This is a genomic window from Pelotomaculum terephthalicicum JT (genome assembly GCF_022410535.1).
Lineage (GTDB): Bacteria > Bacillota > Desulfotomaculia > Desulfotomaculales > Pelotomaculaceae > Pelotomaculum_D > Pelotomaculum_D terephthalicicum.
Genome location: NZ_JAKNBL010000007.1, coordinates 101,154 through 118,919, shown reverse-complemented (window position 1 = coordinate 118,919; position 17,766 = coordinate 101,154). Strand labels below are relative to the sequence as shown.

At 48.3% G+C, this 17,766-nt stretch carries 17 protein-coding genes; 15 read left to right on the top strand and 2 right to left on the bottom strand.

The annotated features are described in order from the left end of the window. Positions 1-128 precede the first annotated feature (128 nt). The 14 genes from L9W92_RS07155 to L9W92_RS07090 all read left to right on the top strand — a co-directional run bounded on the left by L9W92_RS07155 (position 129) and on the right by L9W92_RS07090 (position 13,801). Positions 129-686, top strand: a complete 558-nt coding sequence (locus tag L9W92_RS07155) for an NADH-quinone oxidoreductase subunit NuoE family protein (RefSeq protein WP_240083057.1) — start codon at positions 129-131, stop codon at positions 684-686. Beyond that, complete coding sequence (locus tag L9W92_RS07150) at positions 676-2,628, top strand: NADH-quinone oxidoreductase subunit NuoF (RefSeq protein WP_240083056.1); 1,953 nt, start codon at positions 676-678, stop codon at positions 2,626-2,628. Before L9W92_RS07155 ends, L9W92_RS07150 begins: the two co-directional genes overlap by 11 nt. After that, entirely contained in the window at positions 2,570-4,465 is a 1,896-nt protein-coding gene (locus L9W92_RS07145; protein ID WP_240083055.1) for an NADH-dependent [FeFe] hydrogenase, group A6, read from the top strand. The genes L9W92_RS07150 and L9W92_RS07145 overlap by 59 nt, the downstream gene beginning before the upstream one ends. Positions 4,466-4,710: 245 nt before the next feature. Then, a complete protein-coding gene (locus tag L9W92_RS07140) occupies positions 4,711-5,502 on the top strand; it encodes a hypothetical protein (protein WP_240083054.1) in 792 nt (263 codons plus the stop codon). Between the two features lie 79 nt (positions 5,503-5,581). Beyond that, entirely contained in the window at positions 5,582-7,153 is a 1,572-nt protein-coding gene (locus tag L9W92_RS07135; protein ID WP_240083053.1) for an adenylate/guanylate cyclase domain-containing protein, read from the top strand. Positions 7,154-7,239: 86 nt separating this feature from the next. Continuing rightward, on the top strand, positions 7,240-7,539 hold the full coding sequence (locus tag L9W92_RS07130; protein WP_240083052.1) for a YerC/YecD family TrpR-related protein: 300 nt from the start codon (positions 7,240-7,242) through the stop codon (positions 7,537-7,539). A 66-nt stretch (positions 7,540-7,605) separates the two neighbouring features. Continuing rightward, positions 7,606-8,931 (top strand): histidinol dehydrogenase, encoded by a 1,326-nt coding sequence (gene hisD / locus L9W92_RS07125; protein WP_240083051.1) that lies wholly within the window; start codon positions 7,606-7,608, stop codon positions 8,929-8,931. 1 nt (position 8,932) lies between these two features. Then, positions 8,933-10,006: a histidinol-phosphate transaminase gene (gene hisC, locus L9W92_RS07120; RefSeq protein ID WP_240083050.1), complete on the top strand. Its 1,074-nt coding sequence runs from the start codon at positions 8,933-8,935 to the stop codon at positions 10,004-10,006. Positions 10,007-10,029: 23 nt separating this feature from the next. Then, positions 10,030-10,620, top strand: coding sequence for an imidazoleglycerol-phosphate dehydratase HisB (gene hisB, locus L9W92_RS07115; protein WP_240083049.1), 591 nt, complete (start codon positions 10,030-10,032; stop codon positions 10,618-10,620). 48 nt (positions 10,621-10,668) lie between these two features. After that, a complete protein-coding gene (gene hisH / locus L9W92_RS07110; protein ID WP_240083048.1) occupies positions 10,669-11,280 on the top strand; it encodes an imidazole glycerol phosphate synthase subunit HisH in 612 nt (203 codons plus the stop codon). Further along, the gene (hisA, locus tag L9W92_RS07105) at positions 11,274-12,014 is read left to right on the top strand and encodes a 1-(5-phosphoribosyl)-5-[(5-phosphoribosylamino)methylideneamino]imidazole-4-carboxamide isomerase (RefSeq protein WP_240083047.1); all 741 of its coding nucleotides are present in this window, start codon (positions 11,274-11,276) and stop codon (positions 12,012-12,014) included. Before hisH ends, hisA begins: the two co-directional genes overlap by 7 nt. 2 nt (positions 12,015-12,016) lie before the next feature. Continuing rightward, positions 12,017-12,775 (top strand): imidazole glycerol phosphate synthase subunit HisF, encoded by a 759-nt coding sequence (gene hisF, locus L9W92_RS07100; protein WP_240083046.1) that lies wholly within the window; start codon positions 12,017-12,019, stop codon positions 12,773-12,775. A gap of 63 nt (positions 12,776-12,838) precedes the next feature. Further along, the gene (gene hisI / locus L9W92_RS07095; protein ID WP_240083045.1) at positions 12,839-13,225 is read left to right on the top strand and encodes a phosphoribosyl-AMP cyclohydrolase; all 387 of its coding nucleotides are present in this window, start codon (positions 12,839-12,841) and stop codon (positions 13,223-13,225) included. A gap of 33 nt (positions 13,226-13,258) precedes the next feature. Then, entirely contained in the window at positions 13,259-13,801 is a 543-nt protein-coding gene (locus tag L9W92_RS07090) for a gamma carbonic anhydrase family protein (RefSeq protein ID WP_240083043.1), read from the top strand. Between the two features lie 56 nt (positions 13,802-13,857). Here the strand turns inward: L9W92_RS07090 and spoIIP are convergent, their stop codons facing one another. Next, complete coding sequence (gene spoIIP / locus L9W92_RS07085; RefSeq protein WP_376741796.1) at positions 13,858-15,099, bottom strand: stage II sporulation protein P; 1,242 nt, start codon at positions 15,097-15,099, stop codon at positions 13,858-13,860. 164 nt (positions 15,100-15,263) lie between these two features. Continuing rightward, on the bottom strand, positions 15,264-16,157 hold the full coding sequence (locus tag L9W92_RS07080; protein WP_240083041.1) for a prenyltransferase: 894 nt from the start codon (positions 16,155-16,157) through the stop codon (positions 15,264-15,266). A gap of 315 nt (positions 16,158-16,472) precedes the next feature. Here L9W92_RS07080 and L9W92_RS07075 point away from each other — a divergent pair, with 315 nt between their 5' ends. Next, positions 16,473-17,726, top strand: a complete 1,254-nt coding sequence (locus L9W92_RS07075; RefSeq protein WP_240083040.1) for a glycoside hydrolase family 18 protein — start codon at positions 16,473-16,475, stop codon at positions 17,724-17,726. The last annotated feature ends 40 nt before the right edge of the window (positions 17,727-17,766 follow it).

The window sequence follows — 17,766 nt, the reverse complement described above, 5'->3', positions numbered from 1 at the left end:
TTATGACCGCTGTTCTGAACAATTGCCAACATCTTAGACCTGCCTTAATCACGAGGCAGGTTTTTTCTTGTTGTATAAAAGATGTGGAAAGATAAACAATATAGAAATAAGGCGGGAGGTGGCTGATTATGTCCGATTTTATCAATGAGGAGCATGAAAACATAACCGGAATTGAAAAACAGGCTCCTGATAGAATTACCGACAAAGAGAGGAATCGATATAGAGATTTAGATAATGTTATCAAAGAATATATAAAAAAACCGGGCCATTTGATTGGGATTTTGCATAAAGCTCAGGAAATATTCGGCTACTTGCCGGAAGAGGTGCAGACATATATTGCTAGCAAAACCGGGATTCCCGTCAGTGAGGTTAACGGGGTGGTGACTTTTTATTCCCTTTTTTCAACTGAGCCGAAGGGAAAATATGAGATCAAAGTATGTTTGGGTACCGCTTGTTATGTCAAGGGAGCTCAGGAGATCATGGACACTCTCAAAGAAAACTTGAAAATTGACGAGGAGGAAACCACCCAAGATAAGCTTTTTACTTTAAAAAGCACACGCTGCATTGGCTCTTGCGGACTTGCGCCCGTCCTGCTGGCAAATGAAGATGTATACGGAGAAATTGCGGCGAAAGATGTTATGAAAATAGTCCGTGAATATCAGAAAGGTGAAAAAATTGAAAATTGAAAATATTGGAGATCTAAAAGCGCTGAAAGAAAAACATTATCCCCTTATCAAACAAAGACTTGGCCACCGGAACGGACTCGGCCTGACCCAAATAATGGTCTGTTCAGGCAGTTCCTGCGTTTCTACCGAAAGCCAGGCTATCCTGCGGGAACTGGAGCGGGAATTGGATGAGCATGGCTTAAATGAAAATGTGCGTGTCATGAAGACCGGCTGCCTCGGTTTCTGTCAGCACGGTCCCGTTGTTATGGTGCATCCGGGAGAGATATTTTACTGCCGGGTAAAACCCGAGGATGTTAAGGAACTGGTGCAAACCCACCTGTTAGAAGGCAGGCTGGTGGAAAGAATGCTTTACCAGGAGGATTTAACCGGAAAGAGGATACCGAGCATCAATGACATTCATTTTTTTAAAGCGCAAGAAAGGATAGTCCTGCAAAATTGCGGAGTGATTAACCCTGAAGATATAGAAGAGTACATTGCCAGGGACGGGTACCATACCCTGGCGGATGCTATTTTGAATAAGCGGCCTGGTGAAATAATTGACACCATCAGTAAGTCCGGCCTCCGGGGGAGGGGCGGCGCCGGTTTCCCGACAGGAAAGAAGTGGGAGATGACTGCCGCACAGGATGTCACCCCCAAATATGTTGTCTGTAACGCCGACGAAGGCGACCCCGGCGCTTTTATGGACCGCAGCATCCTTGAAGGTGATCCGCACAGCGTGCTGGAAGCCATGGCTATAGCCGCCTACTGCATCGGCGCCAATCAAGGATATATTTATGTGCGGGCGGAATATCCCGTGGCGGTTGAGAGGCTGGAAATCGCCATTGGCCAGGCCAGGGAAACAGGTTTATTGGGCAAAGGACTTTTGGGCACTTTATTTAATTTTGATATTGAACTGCGTTTGGGGGCGGGCGCCTTCGTATGCGGAGAAGAGACCGCGCTGCTTCATTCAATCATGGGCGCGCGCGGAGAACCCCGCCCCAGGCCTCCTTATCCGGCCCAGGAAGGGGTTTGGGGCAAGCCAACTCTGATTAACAATGTGGAAACCTACGCTAATATACCAATTATCTTGCGGAGAGGCTGGGAATGGTACCAGGGGTATGGCACTGCCACCACGAAGGGCACCAAAGTATTCTCCCTGGCCGGAAAAATAAAAAACACCGGTTTGATTGAAGTGCCCATGGGTACGTCTTTACGGACAATAGTTTTTGATATCGGCGGGGGTATCCCCGGCGGCAAGAAATTTAAGGCTATCCAGACCGGCGGGCCCTCAGGGGGCTGTATACCGGAAAAATTCCTCGACCGGCCGATTGATTATGAGTCGCTTAAGGAAATTGGCTCAATTATGGGTTCCGGCGGAATGATCGTGATGAGTGAGGATAATTGCATGGTTGACCTGGCGCGGTTTTACCTGGAGTTTACCCAGGACGAATCGTGCGGCAGGTGTACGCCCTGCCGGGTCGGCACGAAAAGGTTGCTGGAAATACTGAAAAGAATCACTGAGGGACACGGTGAAATGGAGGATCTGGACATTTTGGAGAGGCTCTCCCTGGATATCCGCGACGCCTCCCTGTGCGGTCTGGGCCAGACCGCGCCTAATCCGGTTCTTTCAACGCTAAGTTATTTTAGAGACGAATATATTGCTCATGTAAGGAATAAAACCTGTCCGGCCGGTGTTTGCAAGGGCTTGTTCAGCTACCGGGTAGACGAAGAAAAATGTATAGCCTGCGGCCTTTGCGCCAAGGCCTGCGCGGCCGGGGCGATTTCCGGCGCGCCGAAACAGCCGTACCGGATTGACCCGGCGAAATGCGTCAAATGTGCGGCATGTGTTGCCAAGTGTCCGAAGGAAGCGATCGTTAAAGGCAGCGATAAGGAGGCGAAGATCAATGAAAACGCCGGAATTTTCAGCGGGACCGGTAGTCAGGAGAGCCGGGCAGCTTTATGACAACCCGGAGAAAAAGGTGGAAAAAATCAGGCTTACCATTGACGGCAGGGAGATTGAAGCCGATAAAGGGATGAATGTCCTGGAGGCGGCTCACGCTGCGGGTATTGAGATACCCAGCCTGTGCTACCTGCGCCATATCAATGAGATTGGCTCCTGCCGGGTCTGCCTGGTTGAAGTGGAAATCAAAGGGGCCAGGGTGCTCCAGGCTTCCTGTGCCTTTCCCGCAACCGAAGGTCTGGTGGTCCATACTTCTTCAGCGCGGGTGAGAAGGGTAAGGAAAACGATGGTGGAACTGCTTCTGTCCGACCACCATCGTGAATGCACCACTTGTATCCGCAACCTGAATTGTGAACTGCAAAATATAGCGGACAACCTGGGTATCAGGAATATTAAATACACCGGTGAAATGAAACAGCTGCCGATTCATAATAAAAATTCGTTTATTGTCCGGGATTATAACAAATGTATCAAGTGCCGCCGTTGTGAGGCGATTTGCAGCAAAGTGCAGGAGGTAAATGTTTACTCCGCTATCAACCGGGGTTATGACACGGTGATTGCCCCGGCGTTCATGCAGGATCTTTCCCAGGTTGCCTGCATCACCTGCGGGCAGTGTGTAATTGCCTGCCCTACCGCTTCCCTGGCGGAAAAAGAATGCATTGATTCCGTATGGGAGGCGCTGGAAGACCCGGACAAGTATGTAATTGTACAAACCGCCCCGTCCATCCAGGTCACTCTGGGTGAATTATTCGGCTACGAGGTGGGTACGGTGGTTACCGGCAAACTGGTGGCGGCTTTGCGGCGTCTGGGCTTTTACAAGGTGTTCTCCACGGACTTTACCGCTGACCTGACCATTATGGAAGAAGCCCATGAATTATTGGAAAGATTGGAGCGGGGCGACAAGCTGCCCCTGCTTTCCTCCTGCAGCCCCGGGTGGGTTAAGTTCGCCGAGCACTTTTACCCGGAATATCTGGAAAACCTGTCCACCTGCAAATCTCCCCATGAAATGTTCGGAGCTCTGACTAAAACTTATTTTGCCGGGAAGCAGGGACTCGATCCCGAAAAAATCGTGGTAGTGGCAATCATGCCCTGTACGGCGAAAAAATTTGAGGCCAGCCGGCTGGAAATGGGCACCGGCAAATTTAAAGATGTGGACTGGGTCATAACTACCAGAGAACTGGCAAGAATGATCAGACAGGCGGGAATAGATTTCCGTGACTTGCCGGATGAAGATTACGACACTCCCATGGGGATTGCCAGCGGCGCCGGGGCGATCTTCGGTTCTACCGGAGGGGTGATCGAGGCGGCGGTGCGGACAGCGTATTATCTTACTTCCGGCCGGGAGATGGATGTTCTGGATTATGAGGAATTGCGCGGCTTTAGCGGATTAAAAGAAGCCTGGGTGGAATTGAAGGGGCGGCGGATCAAAGTGGCTATCGCGCATGGCACCGGGAACGCCAGGAAATTAATGGACAGGTTGAGAGCCGGCGAGCAATTTGACTATGCGGAAATCATGGCCTGTCCCGGCGGCTGTGTGGGAGGAGGCGGTCAACCGATATTCGGCACCAGGGAACATAAAGAGATATCGTTGGATTACCGCCACAACCGGGCTGATGCCCTGGACCGGATCGATTATTCGAAGAAGTTGAGGCGCGCCCATGAAAATCCGGCAGTAAAAAAAATTTATGAAGAATTCCTGGGCCGCCCGTTAAGCGACATGTCGAAAAAACTGCTGCATACTTATTTTACACCGCGTGGCGAGTCGCCGGGCTTTGATTTTGGAGGAGAGAAAGGTCGATTTGCCGGTCATGTAGAGGAGAATTTGCACCCGGTAACTTAGGATGTTTTTTATCTTTTTTGTAAATTAATTTTCATTTTATGACAGACAGGGGAGAGGAATTTATCATAAACCATCGAATATACTTTATTCGTAACCACTAAGGAGTCAGGAGTCTGAAGTCAGGATAAGAAATGAGGAGTTATCATCTCGAAATATTCTGAATTCTGACTATTAAATTCTGAATACCGGACATTAATAAATATTAACCTTATTTTTTAAACATCTTAATTTGAAGGGAGAAAAAAGTGGATTATAATTTGGTCAACAGCCGAATTGTTTTCGATTCAGATGATATTGTTGAAATACTTGAAGACTTGATAGATGATTACATTCTGATTGAACATTATTACGAGGAACAACTGATCGAAGCGCAAATAATCTATTTTGAAGATGTGGAGATTGATTATGAGCCGGGAGAAGCCGGCCAGTTTTTTAAACCAGAGTATGTAAAAGATGATTCCGGGAATCCGGAATTTTCATCCTTACTTAGAAATAATTTTGCCACCAGTTTATATATCAACGGTTCACTGGTGGAAATAGAAATAGAAAACGGGCGAATGGTGGGTTTTGTCGGAAGCAGGGGGGAATTTATCCTGCGGACCGGGGATGATAGCTATGTATTTTCCGCGTTATACAATCTAAAAATACCGCCTGAAGACGTGCCGGTGTTATTAAACGCTGTTATTGGAACACTAACGAATATACATGGTGAAGTTACTAGCAGCAAAATTGAAAACGAGTTGTTTGCTATTATCTCCGGCGTATGCCTTATGGCGATTTCAAAAATAAATGAACTTCCGCTAAATGACTATGAGCTTTATCTTTCGCATGACGAGATGCTTCTATTGGGATTGGCGTTGAATCTTACTATTGAAAATTCAGACAAGGATACGCAAAAAGTTATTCGATCCGTGATGGAGCAAATCAAATCCTACTTTCCGGAAATTGAACACATTTCACCGGAGAGTTTTGAACCACCCCCCAATATGGGGCAATTGCTTGATTTCAAAAAGCCCGAAAAACCGCCGGGAAAGTGAATCGAAAATATATTAGAACTAAAAGCCTTGTTATGAGAAATATGTAATATTAACCGTTGGCCCCGGAGGTGTAAGACCTGTGGCGACATCCTTATATGAGCAATACCAGGAACTGGGCGCTTTGGAAGCGGTATGTGTAGCTTTTTTTGATCTTGTTGATTCAACACATCTGAAAAAGCAGATGGGGCAATTACGTGGAGTTGACCTGGCCTTAAAGCACAATCAGGTTGCGGCAGAGGTCTGCCGGCGATTTAATGGTAGAATAATCAAACATATCGGGGATTCTATCATGGTTGTATTCAAAATTCCACTGGAAGGTATTCTCGCCTCCATCGAATTTGTTCAAACGATACATTTGAATCAATATCCCTTTCGTACCAAGGTTGGATTAGTGCATGGCATTGTCAAAAAAGTCGATATTAACGGATTGGATTATTTGGGAAACACGGTTGACCGGAGCGCCCGGCTGACAAGTCAATCCTTACCGAATCAAATATTAACTGACGAAACAACAATGGACATGATCAAACCTTTCCTGATGGACTTTGAACAATTGATTTCCCGGTATGTCGGCATGCGTGAGTTAAAAGGACTCGGGAGTATTCCTGTTTATGAGCTTGCTCTGGCGACCACCGGTTTTATTAATGAAGAGACCCTTGTTCCTGAAGTACAGTTTAACAACTCCAATGCCGTTACTGGTGTGGTGGGTAAAAAAACACGAAAAGCCGCCTCCCGTGCCAGAATTGAATTGCCCCCGTTGGCAGAACTGACGTCGGCGGCGTGCGAAGTTAAAGATGCGATGCTTGGTAAGATGCTGGAACAATGGACGCTGACAAGAGAAGATTTAGATAATATAGCTATAGGATATGAAAATATATGTCATACATTGGAAAAAGCTTATGATTTAAATATCGCCAGGCTGTCTTTTAGCGGCGCATTCGCGCGAGGTACGATGGTTAAACCGTTGGAGCCGGTAGAACTGATTGCGGTAATGACACCTCCTGCGGACCAGTACCGCGAGGTGAAAGATACCATGCAGCGTCTGGTTTACTTTCTGTCCCAAGGGTACCTTGATTCTGTAACTGTGAATAATAACAATATAGTTATTTCACTACAGGAAATAGAGTATATGATTACACCGGTACTGGCTGTGATAAATGACGGGCGAGGACAATTTATGGTTCCCAAAAGTGATTTCTGGATATCCGCCAACCCGGCCATCCCCGAACAGTGGATGGAGCAGGCGGTTAAGCGAAATGGTCCGACATTTTTACCGTTTATTCGCTTGCTGACAATGTGGCAACGGGTAAACTGCACGGTACTAAATCCTTTTCACCTGGAACTGCTAACCGATCTTATCGCTTCGCAGATTAAGCTGGAAATATCGTACGAATCGATTTATCAATGGTTTAGATACGTATATAATTATTACGGTAAAATAAAGAAGCCATATATCCTCGATCCCAGCAAATCGAATACTTATATTGACGAATATATATTTGCCAGTTCGCCGGTTTTTAATATTTTTTCCACTAATCTAACCAGCTCTTACAACACGACAATTCAAGGTGTTGCCTATCACCGCGCAGGCAAGAAAGGAAAGTCGGTGGCTAAGTGGAAAGAGCTTTTCGGGGAATACTGGCAGGCATGAAATCATGGCGGCAAGGTAGGCTTGCTTTGAATGCTTTAACGAATTAAAATGATAAAGAGTAATATCATAAAACCGGAGGGGTAAACTTGTACTCTGGGAAATTAAAGGAAGATATCCTGGATAAGCTTTTTGCAGCTGTATTAGTTTTAAAAGACATAGACGAATGTTATCAGTTTTTTGAAGATCTTTGCACAGTTGCGGAACTTAAGTCGTTGGCCCAGCGGCTTGAAGTGGCCAAGATGCTCATGGAAAACCGGACTTACGGAGAAATCACCCAGTGCACCGGGGCCAGTACGGCAACGATTAGCCGGGTGAAAAGGGCTCTGAATTACGGAGCGGATGGTTATAAGCTGGTTTTGGACCGGTTGAGAGAAGATTTATCTTGACAGGCCGCAGAAAGGGATTTATTATTTTATTGTGGTAGTATTTTAACGTATTGAAGAGGTATCGGGATGAGACATGAAATAATAAAAATAGTGAAAGCCGGAGATTCCTTATTAGATAAAATATTTATTAGGAAAACGGATAATCAAGAGAAAATTGCGGCGCGGGTCGCCGGTATTATTGCTTCAGTGCGAGCCGGAGGCGACGAGGCTGTATGCGAGTTTAACGCCGAATTTGGCGGGAGTAAGCTTGCGCCTGGGGAGTTAAAGGTTGCCAATGATGAAGTGGAGGCTGCTTACCGGTTCGTCGGCGATAGTTTCCTTGAGGCGCTTCGTCTTGCTTTACATAATATTACTGCTTACCATAAAAGACAATTGCAGCAATCATGGTTCGAGACAGGCGGTAAGGGAATTGTTTTAGGTCAAATGGTCAGGCCTTTGCGCCGGGTTGGTATCTATGTTCCCGGCGGCAAAGCGTCATATCCCTCATCAGTGCTGATGAACGCGGTGCCGGCAAGGGTTGCCGGAGTTCAAGAAATCGCCATGGTCACACCACCCGCCGGCGATGGGAAAATAGACCCCCACACTTTGGTGGCGGCAGCCGAGGCCGGGGTGAGTGAGATCTATAAAATTGGCGGAGCGCAAGCAATTGCCGCCCTGGCGTACGGAACGGCTGTTGTTCCCAAAGTTGATAAAATTACCGGTCCGGGGAATATTTACGTTACTCTAGCCAAACAACAAGTTTATGGACAGGTGGATATTGATATGTTGGCCGGGCCGAGTGAGGTGCTGGTTATTGCGGACGATACCGCCACCCCGTCTTTCGTGGCTGCCGACTTGCTGTCGCAGGCCGAACACGATGAAATGGCCTCAGTGGTCTTGCTGACCCCCTGCGGTGAACTGGCGCTCAAAGTACAAGCTGAAGTATTCAGGCAGGCGTCATTGCTTTCCCGCCGGGAGATAATCGAAAAATCCCTGGAAAATTACGGAGCTATAGTTGTGACCGAAAACCTGGAGCAGGCTTTTGACCTGGCCAACCACTTTGCTCCGGAACACCTGGAATTAATGATTACTGAGCCATTTAACTGGCTGAACAGAGTGGAAAATGCCGGCGCTGTTTTCTTAGGCCGCCATACTCCCGAGCCGGTTGGCGACTACGTGGCGGGACCGAACCATGTTCTTCCGACGGGAGGGACGGCACGGTTTTACTCAGCCTTGGGGGTTGATGCGTTTATCAAAAAAACCAGTTTGCTCTCTTATACGCCGGCCGCCTTAAATGAAGCCGGTGGCGCCATAGTCAAGCTGGCTGAAGTTGAAGGCTTATCCGCCCATGCCAACGCCGTGCGGGTGAGGATGCTTGAACATGAAGCAATAAAAGAAGATGAGGGCTGTTAAGATGGGATCAATTTTTGCAATCAACACCCTGGCACGGGATGACTTAAAAGTATTAATTCCCTATGATGCTCCCGCCTATCCAAACATGATCAGATTGGCCGATAATGAAAATCCTTTCGATTTTCCGGTTGAAGTAAAAAATAAAATCTTCCAGACCATTGTTCCTCAGGACTTCAATCGCTATCCGGACACAAATGCCTTCAAGCTGCGTGAAAAACTATCGTCTTATACCGGAGTCGCACCGGAAAACATTATGGTCGGCAACGGCTCGGACGAACTTATCCTGACGGTGATGCTGGCTTTTGGCGCTGGGGCGGCGTTTGCAGTGGCGACTCCGACCTTTTCCATGTACGGGATACATGGACGTATCGCGTTGTCCCGGGAATTAAAGGTTCCCCGCCTTGAAGATTTTAGCCTCGATGTCAAATCATTAATAAGAGCAGCGGCAAAACCCGAGGTGAAAATTGTTGTTATCTGCAACCCCAATAGTCCAACCGGCAACGCTGCTCCGCTGGATGTAATTGAGGAGATCCTGGTAAATACCAATGCCGTGGTGGTGGTGGACGAGGCCTATGGAGAATTCGGCGGTGAAACCGGTGCTCCTTTATTAAAAAACTATCCTAATCTGGTGATCCTGCGCACATTTTCCAAAGCACTCAGCATGGCCGGCATGCGGGTGGGATATCTCCTGGCGCGCGGTCCGGTTATGACAGAGTTGCTTAAAACAAAACCGCCGTATAACGTTAATTCTTTTTCTCAGGCGGCGGCAAGGGCTGTGCTTGATAACATGCCGCTTTTCCAGGAAAGAGTAAAAAGAATCCTGGCCGAGAGGGAACACCTTTTTTCCGCCCTGGCCGGGTTGCCCGGTATAGAGGTATTTCCCACCGAGACCAACTTTATTCTGTTCCGCACGGTGTTGCCGTCGAAGATGGTTTATGACGGTCTGCTGGAACGCGGTGTTTTAATCCGCTATTTAGATGACCCGGCCTTGTCACGCTGCCTCCGGGTGACAGTGGGGACTGAGCGGGAAAACGGGGTGTTCCTGAAGGCTCTTGGTGATATCCTGAAGACGTAAATTGAATTTGAAAGGTGAACTTTATGAGCAGATTACGCAAAGGCACGGTCAGTCGTAAAACCGGGGAAACCGAGATAAATCTGACTGTAGACTTAGATGGCACAGGAGCTTTCCGGATACAGACCGGGTTGCCGTTTTTCGAGCATATGCTGCAGCTCTTTGCCAAACATGCCAGCTTCGATCTGGAAATTGCGGCACAAGGAGATTTAGCTGTTGACGGGCACCATACCGTTGAAGACGCCGGTATCTGCCTGGGCCGCGCCATAAAGGAAGCTCTGGGCGGGAAACAGGGGATTAAGCGCTACGGCAGCGCAATCATCCCCATGGATGAAGCATTGGCTTTAGTTGCGGTTGATTTAAGCGGGCGGGGTTTTTTAGCTTTCGACGCGCCCATGCCGGCGCAGCGGGTTGGAGATTTTGAGACCGAGTTAGTTGAGGAATTTTTAAGGGCTGTGGCTATGAATGGTGAGTTTAATCTGCACGTCCGTTTGTTGGCGGGCAAAAACACCCACCATATTATTGAGTCGATTTTCAAGGCTTTAGGGCATTCTCTGCGGGAAGCCGTTGCCGCGAGCGGCATGAGCGGCATTCCAACCACAAAAGGAGTTCTATAAAGTTAGTTAGTATTTCTTTTCCAAAAGCTATGTTTGTTGGAGGATAAAATGATTGCTATTATAGATTACGGTATGGGAAATCTCAGAAGTGTGCACAAAGGTTTTGAGAAAGTTGGCGTCAAGACTGTTGTAGCTGTAAATCCGGGACAAATTGATGAAGCCGACGGGGTGGTTCTTCCCGGAGTTGGCGCTTTTGCCGATGCCATGGTCAACCTGCGGTCGGGCGGCATGGGTGATGCCATTCACCGGGCGGTTGAAGCCGGAAAGCCATTCCTGGGTATTTGCCTGGGACAGCAGCTCCTTTTTGAAACAAGTGAAGAGTGGGGAATCTCGGAAGGGCTTGGTATTTTCCCGGGGCGGGTGCGCCGCCTGCCGGAGGGGTTAAAAATACCGCACATGGGCTGGAACCAGTTGGAGATAAAACGTCCGGATCCGCTGCTAGAGGGTATTCCCGACCTTTCTTCATTTTATTTTGTCCATTCTTATTATGTAGACCCGGCCAAGGAGGAATTGGCCCTGGCGCTGACTGAGTACGGGGTGCGTTTTGCTTGTATTGTGGGGAAGGGGAATATATACGGAATTCAGTTTCACCCGGAAAAGAGCAGTACCCTGGGCTTAAAAATATTAGAGAATTTCGGGAGAGTGGTTGAAGGATGTTGATTATTCCCGCAATTGACTTGCGCGCCGGCAAGTGTGTGAGGCTGGTGGAGGGCAAGTTGGACCAAGAAACAGTTTATTCAAACGATCCGGTGGCCATGGCCGTTCACTGGCAGGAACAGGGCGCCCGCTGGCTGCACGTTGTTGACTTGGACGGCGCGTTTGCAGGCGCTCCCAAGAACATGGACGTAATCAGTGAAATATTGAATGCTGTCAATATGCCGGTGCAGATTGGCGGGGGGATAAGAAGTCTGGATACTGTGGAGCGCTTGCTGGAACTGGGCGCGACTAGGGTGATCCTCGGAACGGCGGCTATCTTGAGGCCGCAAATGGTTTCCGAGGCCTGCGGCAAATTCGGGGAGGCTATACTGGTGGGTATTGACGGGCGAAACGGGCGTGTGGCCATTGAAGGCTGGGGTATGACTGTGGAAAAGAGCACTCTGGAGCTGGCCAGAGAAATGCAGGACCGGGGCGTTCAAAGAGTTGTGTTTACGGACATCAGGCGTGACGGTACTCTGCAGGGACCAAACCTCGAAGCCACCGGGGAGCTTGCCCGGGCAACCGGCTTAAAGATAGTCGCTTCAGGCGGTGTTTCCACTGCGGATGACCTGAGGGCAGTAAAAAAATTAGAGCATCTGGGTATTGATTCAGTGATCATCGGCAAATCGCTTTATGCCGGAACCGTTACTTTGAAAGAAGCGCTGGCCATTGCCGCCGGGGAAGAAACGGAGGCGTAAATATGCTTCAGAAAAGGATTATTCCTTGTTTGGACGTTGCTAACGGCAGGGTTGTTAAAGGAACGAATTTCGTTAATCTGCGTGACGCCGGCGATCCGGTTGAATTGGCTGCTTTTTATGACCGGGAAGGGGCGGATGAACTGGTATTCTTGGATATCACAGCATCATTTGAAGAGCGCAAAACTACCCTGGATATGGTTTACCGTACTGCCGGCGAGGTGTTTATCCCATATACTGTGGGCGGCGGAATCAGCACCCTGGAGGACATTCGCGCCATCCTCACGGCTGGCGCGGATAAAGTGTCTGTCAATACAGCGGCGGTGAAGAACCCGAATCTGGTGGCGGAAGCCGCGGGTAGATTCGGCAGCCAGTGTGTCGTGGTTGCCATTGACGCCCGGCAGTCAGGACCGGCCAGCTGGGAGGTTTACATCCATGGGGGCCGTACGCCCACCGGGATCGATGCGCGGGAATGGGCTCAAAAAGTCGAATCGCTCGGAGCGGGGGAAATACTGCTCACCAGCATGAACCGGGACGGCACTAAAGACGGATTTGATCTCCCTCTGACCCGGACCATAGCGAGAGCGGTAAATATACCTGTAATCGCTTCCGGTGGGGTCGGTACTTTACAGCATATGGCCGAAGGTTTGACTGAGGGAGAAGCCGACGCCGCCCTGGCCGCTTCAATTTTTCACTATGGCGAGTATTCAATCCGGGAGACGAAGAAATACTTGCGGTCCGTTGGCATCGCAGTTAGAATCTAATTCACGTCCCTTGCGGCAAGATTGCGGCAAGTATGATAGTTTTTGCGTAACGGAGGTTATTTTATGGATTTAAACAGGATCAAATACAACGAGGCAGGCCTCGTTCCGGCCATAGTCCAAGACGCAGGCAACGGAGAGGTGCTGATGATGGCCTATATGAACCAGGCGTCTTTGGAAAAGACACTGGCCACCGGTGAAACCTGGTTCTGGAGCCGCAGCAGGAAGGTCTTCTGGCATAAAGGAGAAACCTCGGGCAACGTCCAGCGGGTGAAAGAGGTGTTCTACGACTGTGACCGCGACACTCTCCTGTTGAAGGTGGAGCAACAAGGAGCAGCCTGTCATGAAGGATACCGCACTTGTTTTCATTACCGGCTGGAACAGGACGGGACCGTTTCAGTGGTAGGTGAAAAATTGTTCGACCCGGACAAGGTATACGGGGCGCGATCCTAAACATTATTTTCATAATTGTTTGGAGGCATTCTCATGTCATTGTATCGTTTCTCCGGTAGGGAGCCGTTTATTGGTGCGGGAAGTTACGTGAGTGAACTGGCCATGGTTATTGGTGACGTCCGGGTTGGTGAAAACAGCTACATAGGGCACGGAGCCATCCTCAGGGGTGATTACGGGACTATCGTCATTGGTTCGGGGACCGCGATTGAGGAAGGCACAGTGATACACGCGCCGCCGGGCGGTACCTGCCGGATTGGACGGAGTGTAACCGCGGGGCACGGCGCGATAATCCACGCGGAAGATATTGCTGACTATGCTGTCATTGGCATGGGAGCTATTTTGAGCCTGCATGCCAAAGTCGGATACTGGGCTATTGTTGCCGAGGGAAGTGTTGTCAGGAATCGGCAGAGTGTGCCTGAAAAAGTTGTGGTAGCCGGTAACCCGGCCCGTATTATAAGAGAAGTTGAATCCAGAGACGTTGAATTTTGGACGTGGGGCAAGCAGCTATATGTTGATCTGGCTCAACAATATTTACGGGAAGGAATGGAAAAAATAGGTTTTAGTGCTGAGGGGTAATAAATGCCGCGTCCGCAAAAATGCAGGAGAGTTAACAGTTTCCGCATATTTTATGTTTAATCGTTATTCTTTTTATTTTCGTTATTGAGCTCCGGTTTACGTGCCGCCCGGCGCGGGACAAGAGGCATAATCTCTCTGATAAAATCTGAAAACCTTTTTCTGGCGTTGAATAGGTTTCCGTCACTAATCAGTATAAACGCCAGGCCGGCAAAAACTGTCATTCCCAGCAGCCACCCCAGCGCCTTCCATGAACCCCTGGTTGCCTCTGTGGACGCACTTGGGGCTGCCGGTCCTTGGGGAGCCGGAGAAGCAGTATTAATGCCAAGAGCTGGGGGCAGCGCTTCAGCAAACAGGGCGACGCCCCGTTCGGCTTCCTCCCTGGTGTTGGTGTAAGTACCTGCCTCGATAAGCAGAGCGGTGGGCAATAAATCCTGGTTATAGTTACCTTTCCCCACGAAAATTTCCTTTACCACCTTTGGATGGATATTATTTACAGCAGTCAGCATCTGTTTGGCAAAATCCAGATTTGCCGACATGCGCGGATTTTCCCGGCCTATTACAAGACGAAGTCTGGCCACGTTCTGACCACTGATTTTATCTCTATAAAAATTTGGATCAGGCACACCGTCACGGTGTACGTCAAACATTGCCACCGGGTTGTTGCTCAACAGTTTTACCGCCGTCCGCCGCGAACGAACATAAGCGTTATTGTCGTGCGGGTCATGCGGTGTTTGGTCGTAATCTACTCCCATCCCAGCTTTCCTTAAGCGCTCGGCTATGATCATGCCTACCTTGTAGATACCACCTTTGAAGTTTATGGAATCGGCGCCGTCGGAAGGTATGTACGACTCGTCGCTGTGAGTATGGTAAATGGCAAAGTTGGCCGGTGAAGACGGTTTGTTTGAGGTGTTATTATTAATTACCGGTATTTCCTGAGATGCGTAAAACTCATTATAGGCTACTATTTGCGGGTCCATACCCAAAAATCTTGCCGATGCCCGGTCGCCCTGCACCTTGTCCAGCCGATAGATCTTCCCTTCGGAAGTGTAAATTTCATCTCCTATGTATACAGCCCTGGACATCATTGACAGTACGTTTTCCTGCTCGTCAATGATGGTGGTAAACCTGCCCGGCGGGTATTCGGGTGCTTCTTCCGGTTGTTTCTGAAATAGCCCGGCAGTTGACTGGGCCGTAATTGAATTCTTCTTTACCACAAACGCATAACAGAAAGCAATAAGACAGAATATTACTATTAATGCTATCGCAAATAATCCTGAATTTTTTTTCAAGATCCCCATCCTCCCCCAAGTCAAAAAATAGACAAGCCGGATTTCCAGGTATTCATTTACCGTTGACTCCGCTTGCTGTTAGTATTCCGAATTATCAGCTGAATATATAGATGAAACGGGAATAAATTTTTGCATGTCGGAAAAGAGGAAGGTATTGAAGGAAGGCAATATTATCAAGAAAAGAATAACCCTATTGCTACGAGAAAAAGTGTGGAAAGAATAAGGAGGACATTCTTCCCCAAATAAGGCAACAAAGATGGAATATCGTCACAGTTTTTACTGACGCCAATAGTGGTATTTATCGCGAGCGGCAGACTAATCAATGCCACAAGGGTTAATAACGGCAGCAATTTCAGATAAACACTGATGATCAGCACAAGAAAGGCTCCAAAGTTTAAGGCGGAATAAATATAAGTATTTCCCTTAAGGTCAATTAAGGTCAGCAAGTGCCGGCGTCCTGCGGCGCGGTCGGCTTCGATATCCGGGAATTGATTCAGCAGCAGAAGATTGCTTACAAAAAAGAGTGGGATTAGAGAAACGGCCACGGATGTAACATCATAAAATCCCCGCATTACGAAATAAGTGCCCAGAACCATACAGGGTCCGAATCCCAACCCTGGCGCCAACAGGCACAGCAAGGGGGAACGGGTTATATACCGGGTGTATAAAACAATCAGTAATATCCCCGGGACGCCCACCAAGAGTATCTGCCAGCCCCGGGCAAACACTAAATAAAAACCCAGTATAATTGCTATACTCAAAGTCGCCAGGCCATAGTAAAGGGCGGCTTTGGAGGACATCTTCTTGCCAGGCAGAATACCACTGCCGCCGCTGAAAGGAGTTTTTAAAGTCATCTCATCAAGCCCGCTCTTGTAGTCACAATAATCATTCAGTATGTTCACTGAAGCATGCGCCGAAATGGCTCCAACCATGGCAATGACAAGATAGTAAAGGTTAATGCTGCCTGCCTTCCAGTACGCTGCGCCTGCACCGACCAGTACGCATGCTATGGACAGAATAATAAATTGAGGACGTGTTTCCAGTACATAGATCATTGTCTTGTTCATTTTGATTACCTCGTAAAATTACCTTCGAATAATAGTGTACTTTTTTAGCTTCCGCCGAACTTCGGGACTTCGGTGGGGGATTCTACCTCCCACCGAAGTCTGAATCCTAATCCCCATGATAATAAGATTTCAGTTTTAAATTTTACCACTATACATAGGCCTTAACAATATAGACTACTAAGTTTTCTAAGTCAATAAGCGGTAATGATAGAAAAAACGATCACATGTCTTTATACAATTACCACTTATTACACAGTGAATACTATCTCTTCCTCCTGTATAATTTGTTTATCCGGGATACGAGGAGGAGTTTTTTTGAAAAGAATAAAAAATATTGCTTTTATATTAACTGTTATAGTCGCTGTTTTAATATGCGCGTCTCCAATTCTAGCTCGGACATACATAATTCAAAAAGGTGATACTCTGTTTTCCATCGGCAAAAAATACGGGACAACGATAGATGAATTAAAAATTGCAAATAACCTCCACTCCGACATGATTTATCCCGGTCAACTACTCCGTATACCGCAGGGCAAGGTTTACATTCCATTTTCCGGCAATAACAACAGCCTCTATGTTCTGGGTTTCTATGTGGACAGAGAAATGGATCAGCCCAGTTCTTACAACAGTATGACGGCCAACAGCGAACTGATAAGCGCTGTTGCCCCGTTTTGGTACAGGCTTTCACCTGAGAACGGGATGGAAATATGGGAGCATCAAAGCGGTGATGAACCGGCCACTGAAGACAAAGTTGCTGTTATCGAAGAGGCTCGCCGGAACAACGTTCAGGCTTTGGTTCTGGTTCACAACTTGCTGTACGGCGGCCAGATCGACGCTAAAGAATTGGCCTCGGAGATGTTGGCTACTGCTGATACCAGGAGAACGTTCATCAGCCAGTTGGAAAGCTTGATCAAAAAATACGGTTATGACGGAGTCAACCTTGATATTGAAAATGTATACCTGTGGGACCGGGACAAGTTCTCCCTGCTGGTAAAAGAGCTGTACGAGAGGTTGGACAAGCAGGGTTACAAGGTTACAGTCTGCGTGCCGGCCAAAACGTGGGACGACCGTTCCAATACCTGGTCCGGCCCCTTTGACTACGGTGAGATTGGCCGGTATGCACATCATGTGATCATCATGTCCTACGACGAACACGGCTATTCCAGCGGGCCGGGTCCGATAGCTTCATCCGGCTGGGTTGAGAGTGTTGTGAAGTTCGCTGTGCAAAATATCCCTCCGGAAAAAATTCTCCTGGGCATACCCGGCTATGGCTTTGACTGGGAAACTGGTCAGGCTGGCCCGACTTATCTTTCCTACAGCCAGGCTATGGATATAGCGGTTTCCAGGGGAGCAGTCATACAATGGAACGAGGCCGGAAAAGTGCCGTACTTCTATTACTGGAACTATGGAAGAGAACACCAGGTATGGTTTGAAAACGCTTCCAGCCTGACCTGCAAGCTTGACATCGTTAACAGTTACACCCTTGGAGGTATTGCCGTCTGGCGGCTCGGTATGGAGGACCCGCGTATATGGAGCGTTCTAGGCACCAAAGTAGTTGCGGAGAAATAAACCCATAGGGAAGCTGAACTCAGAAGCCCTCGTTTTCCGC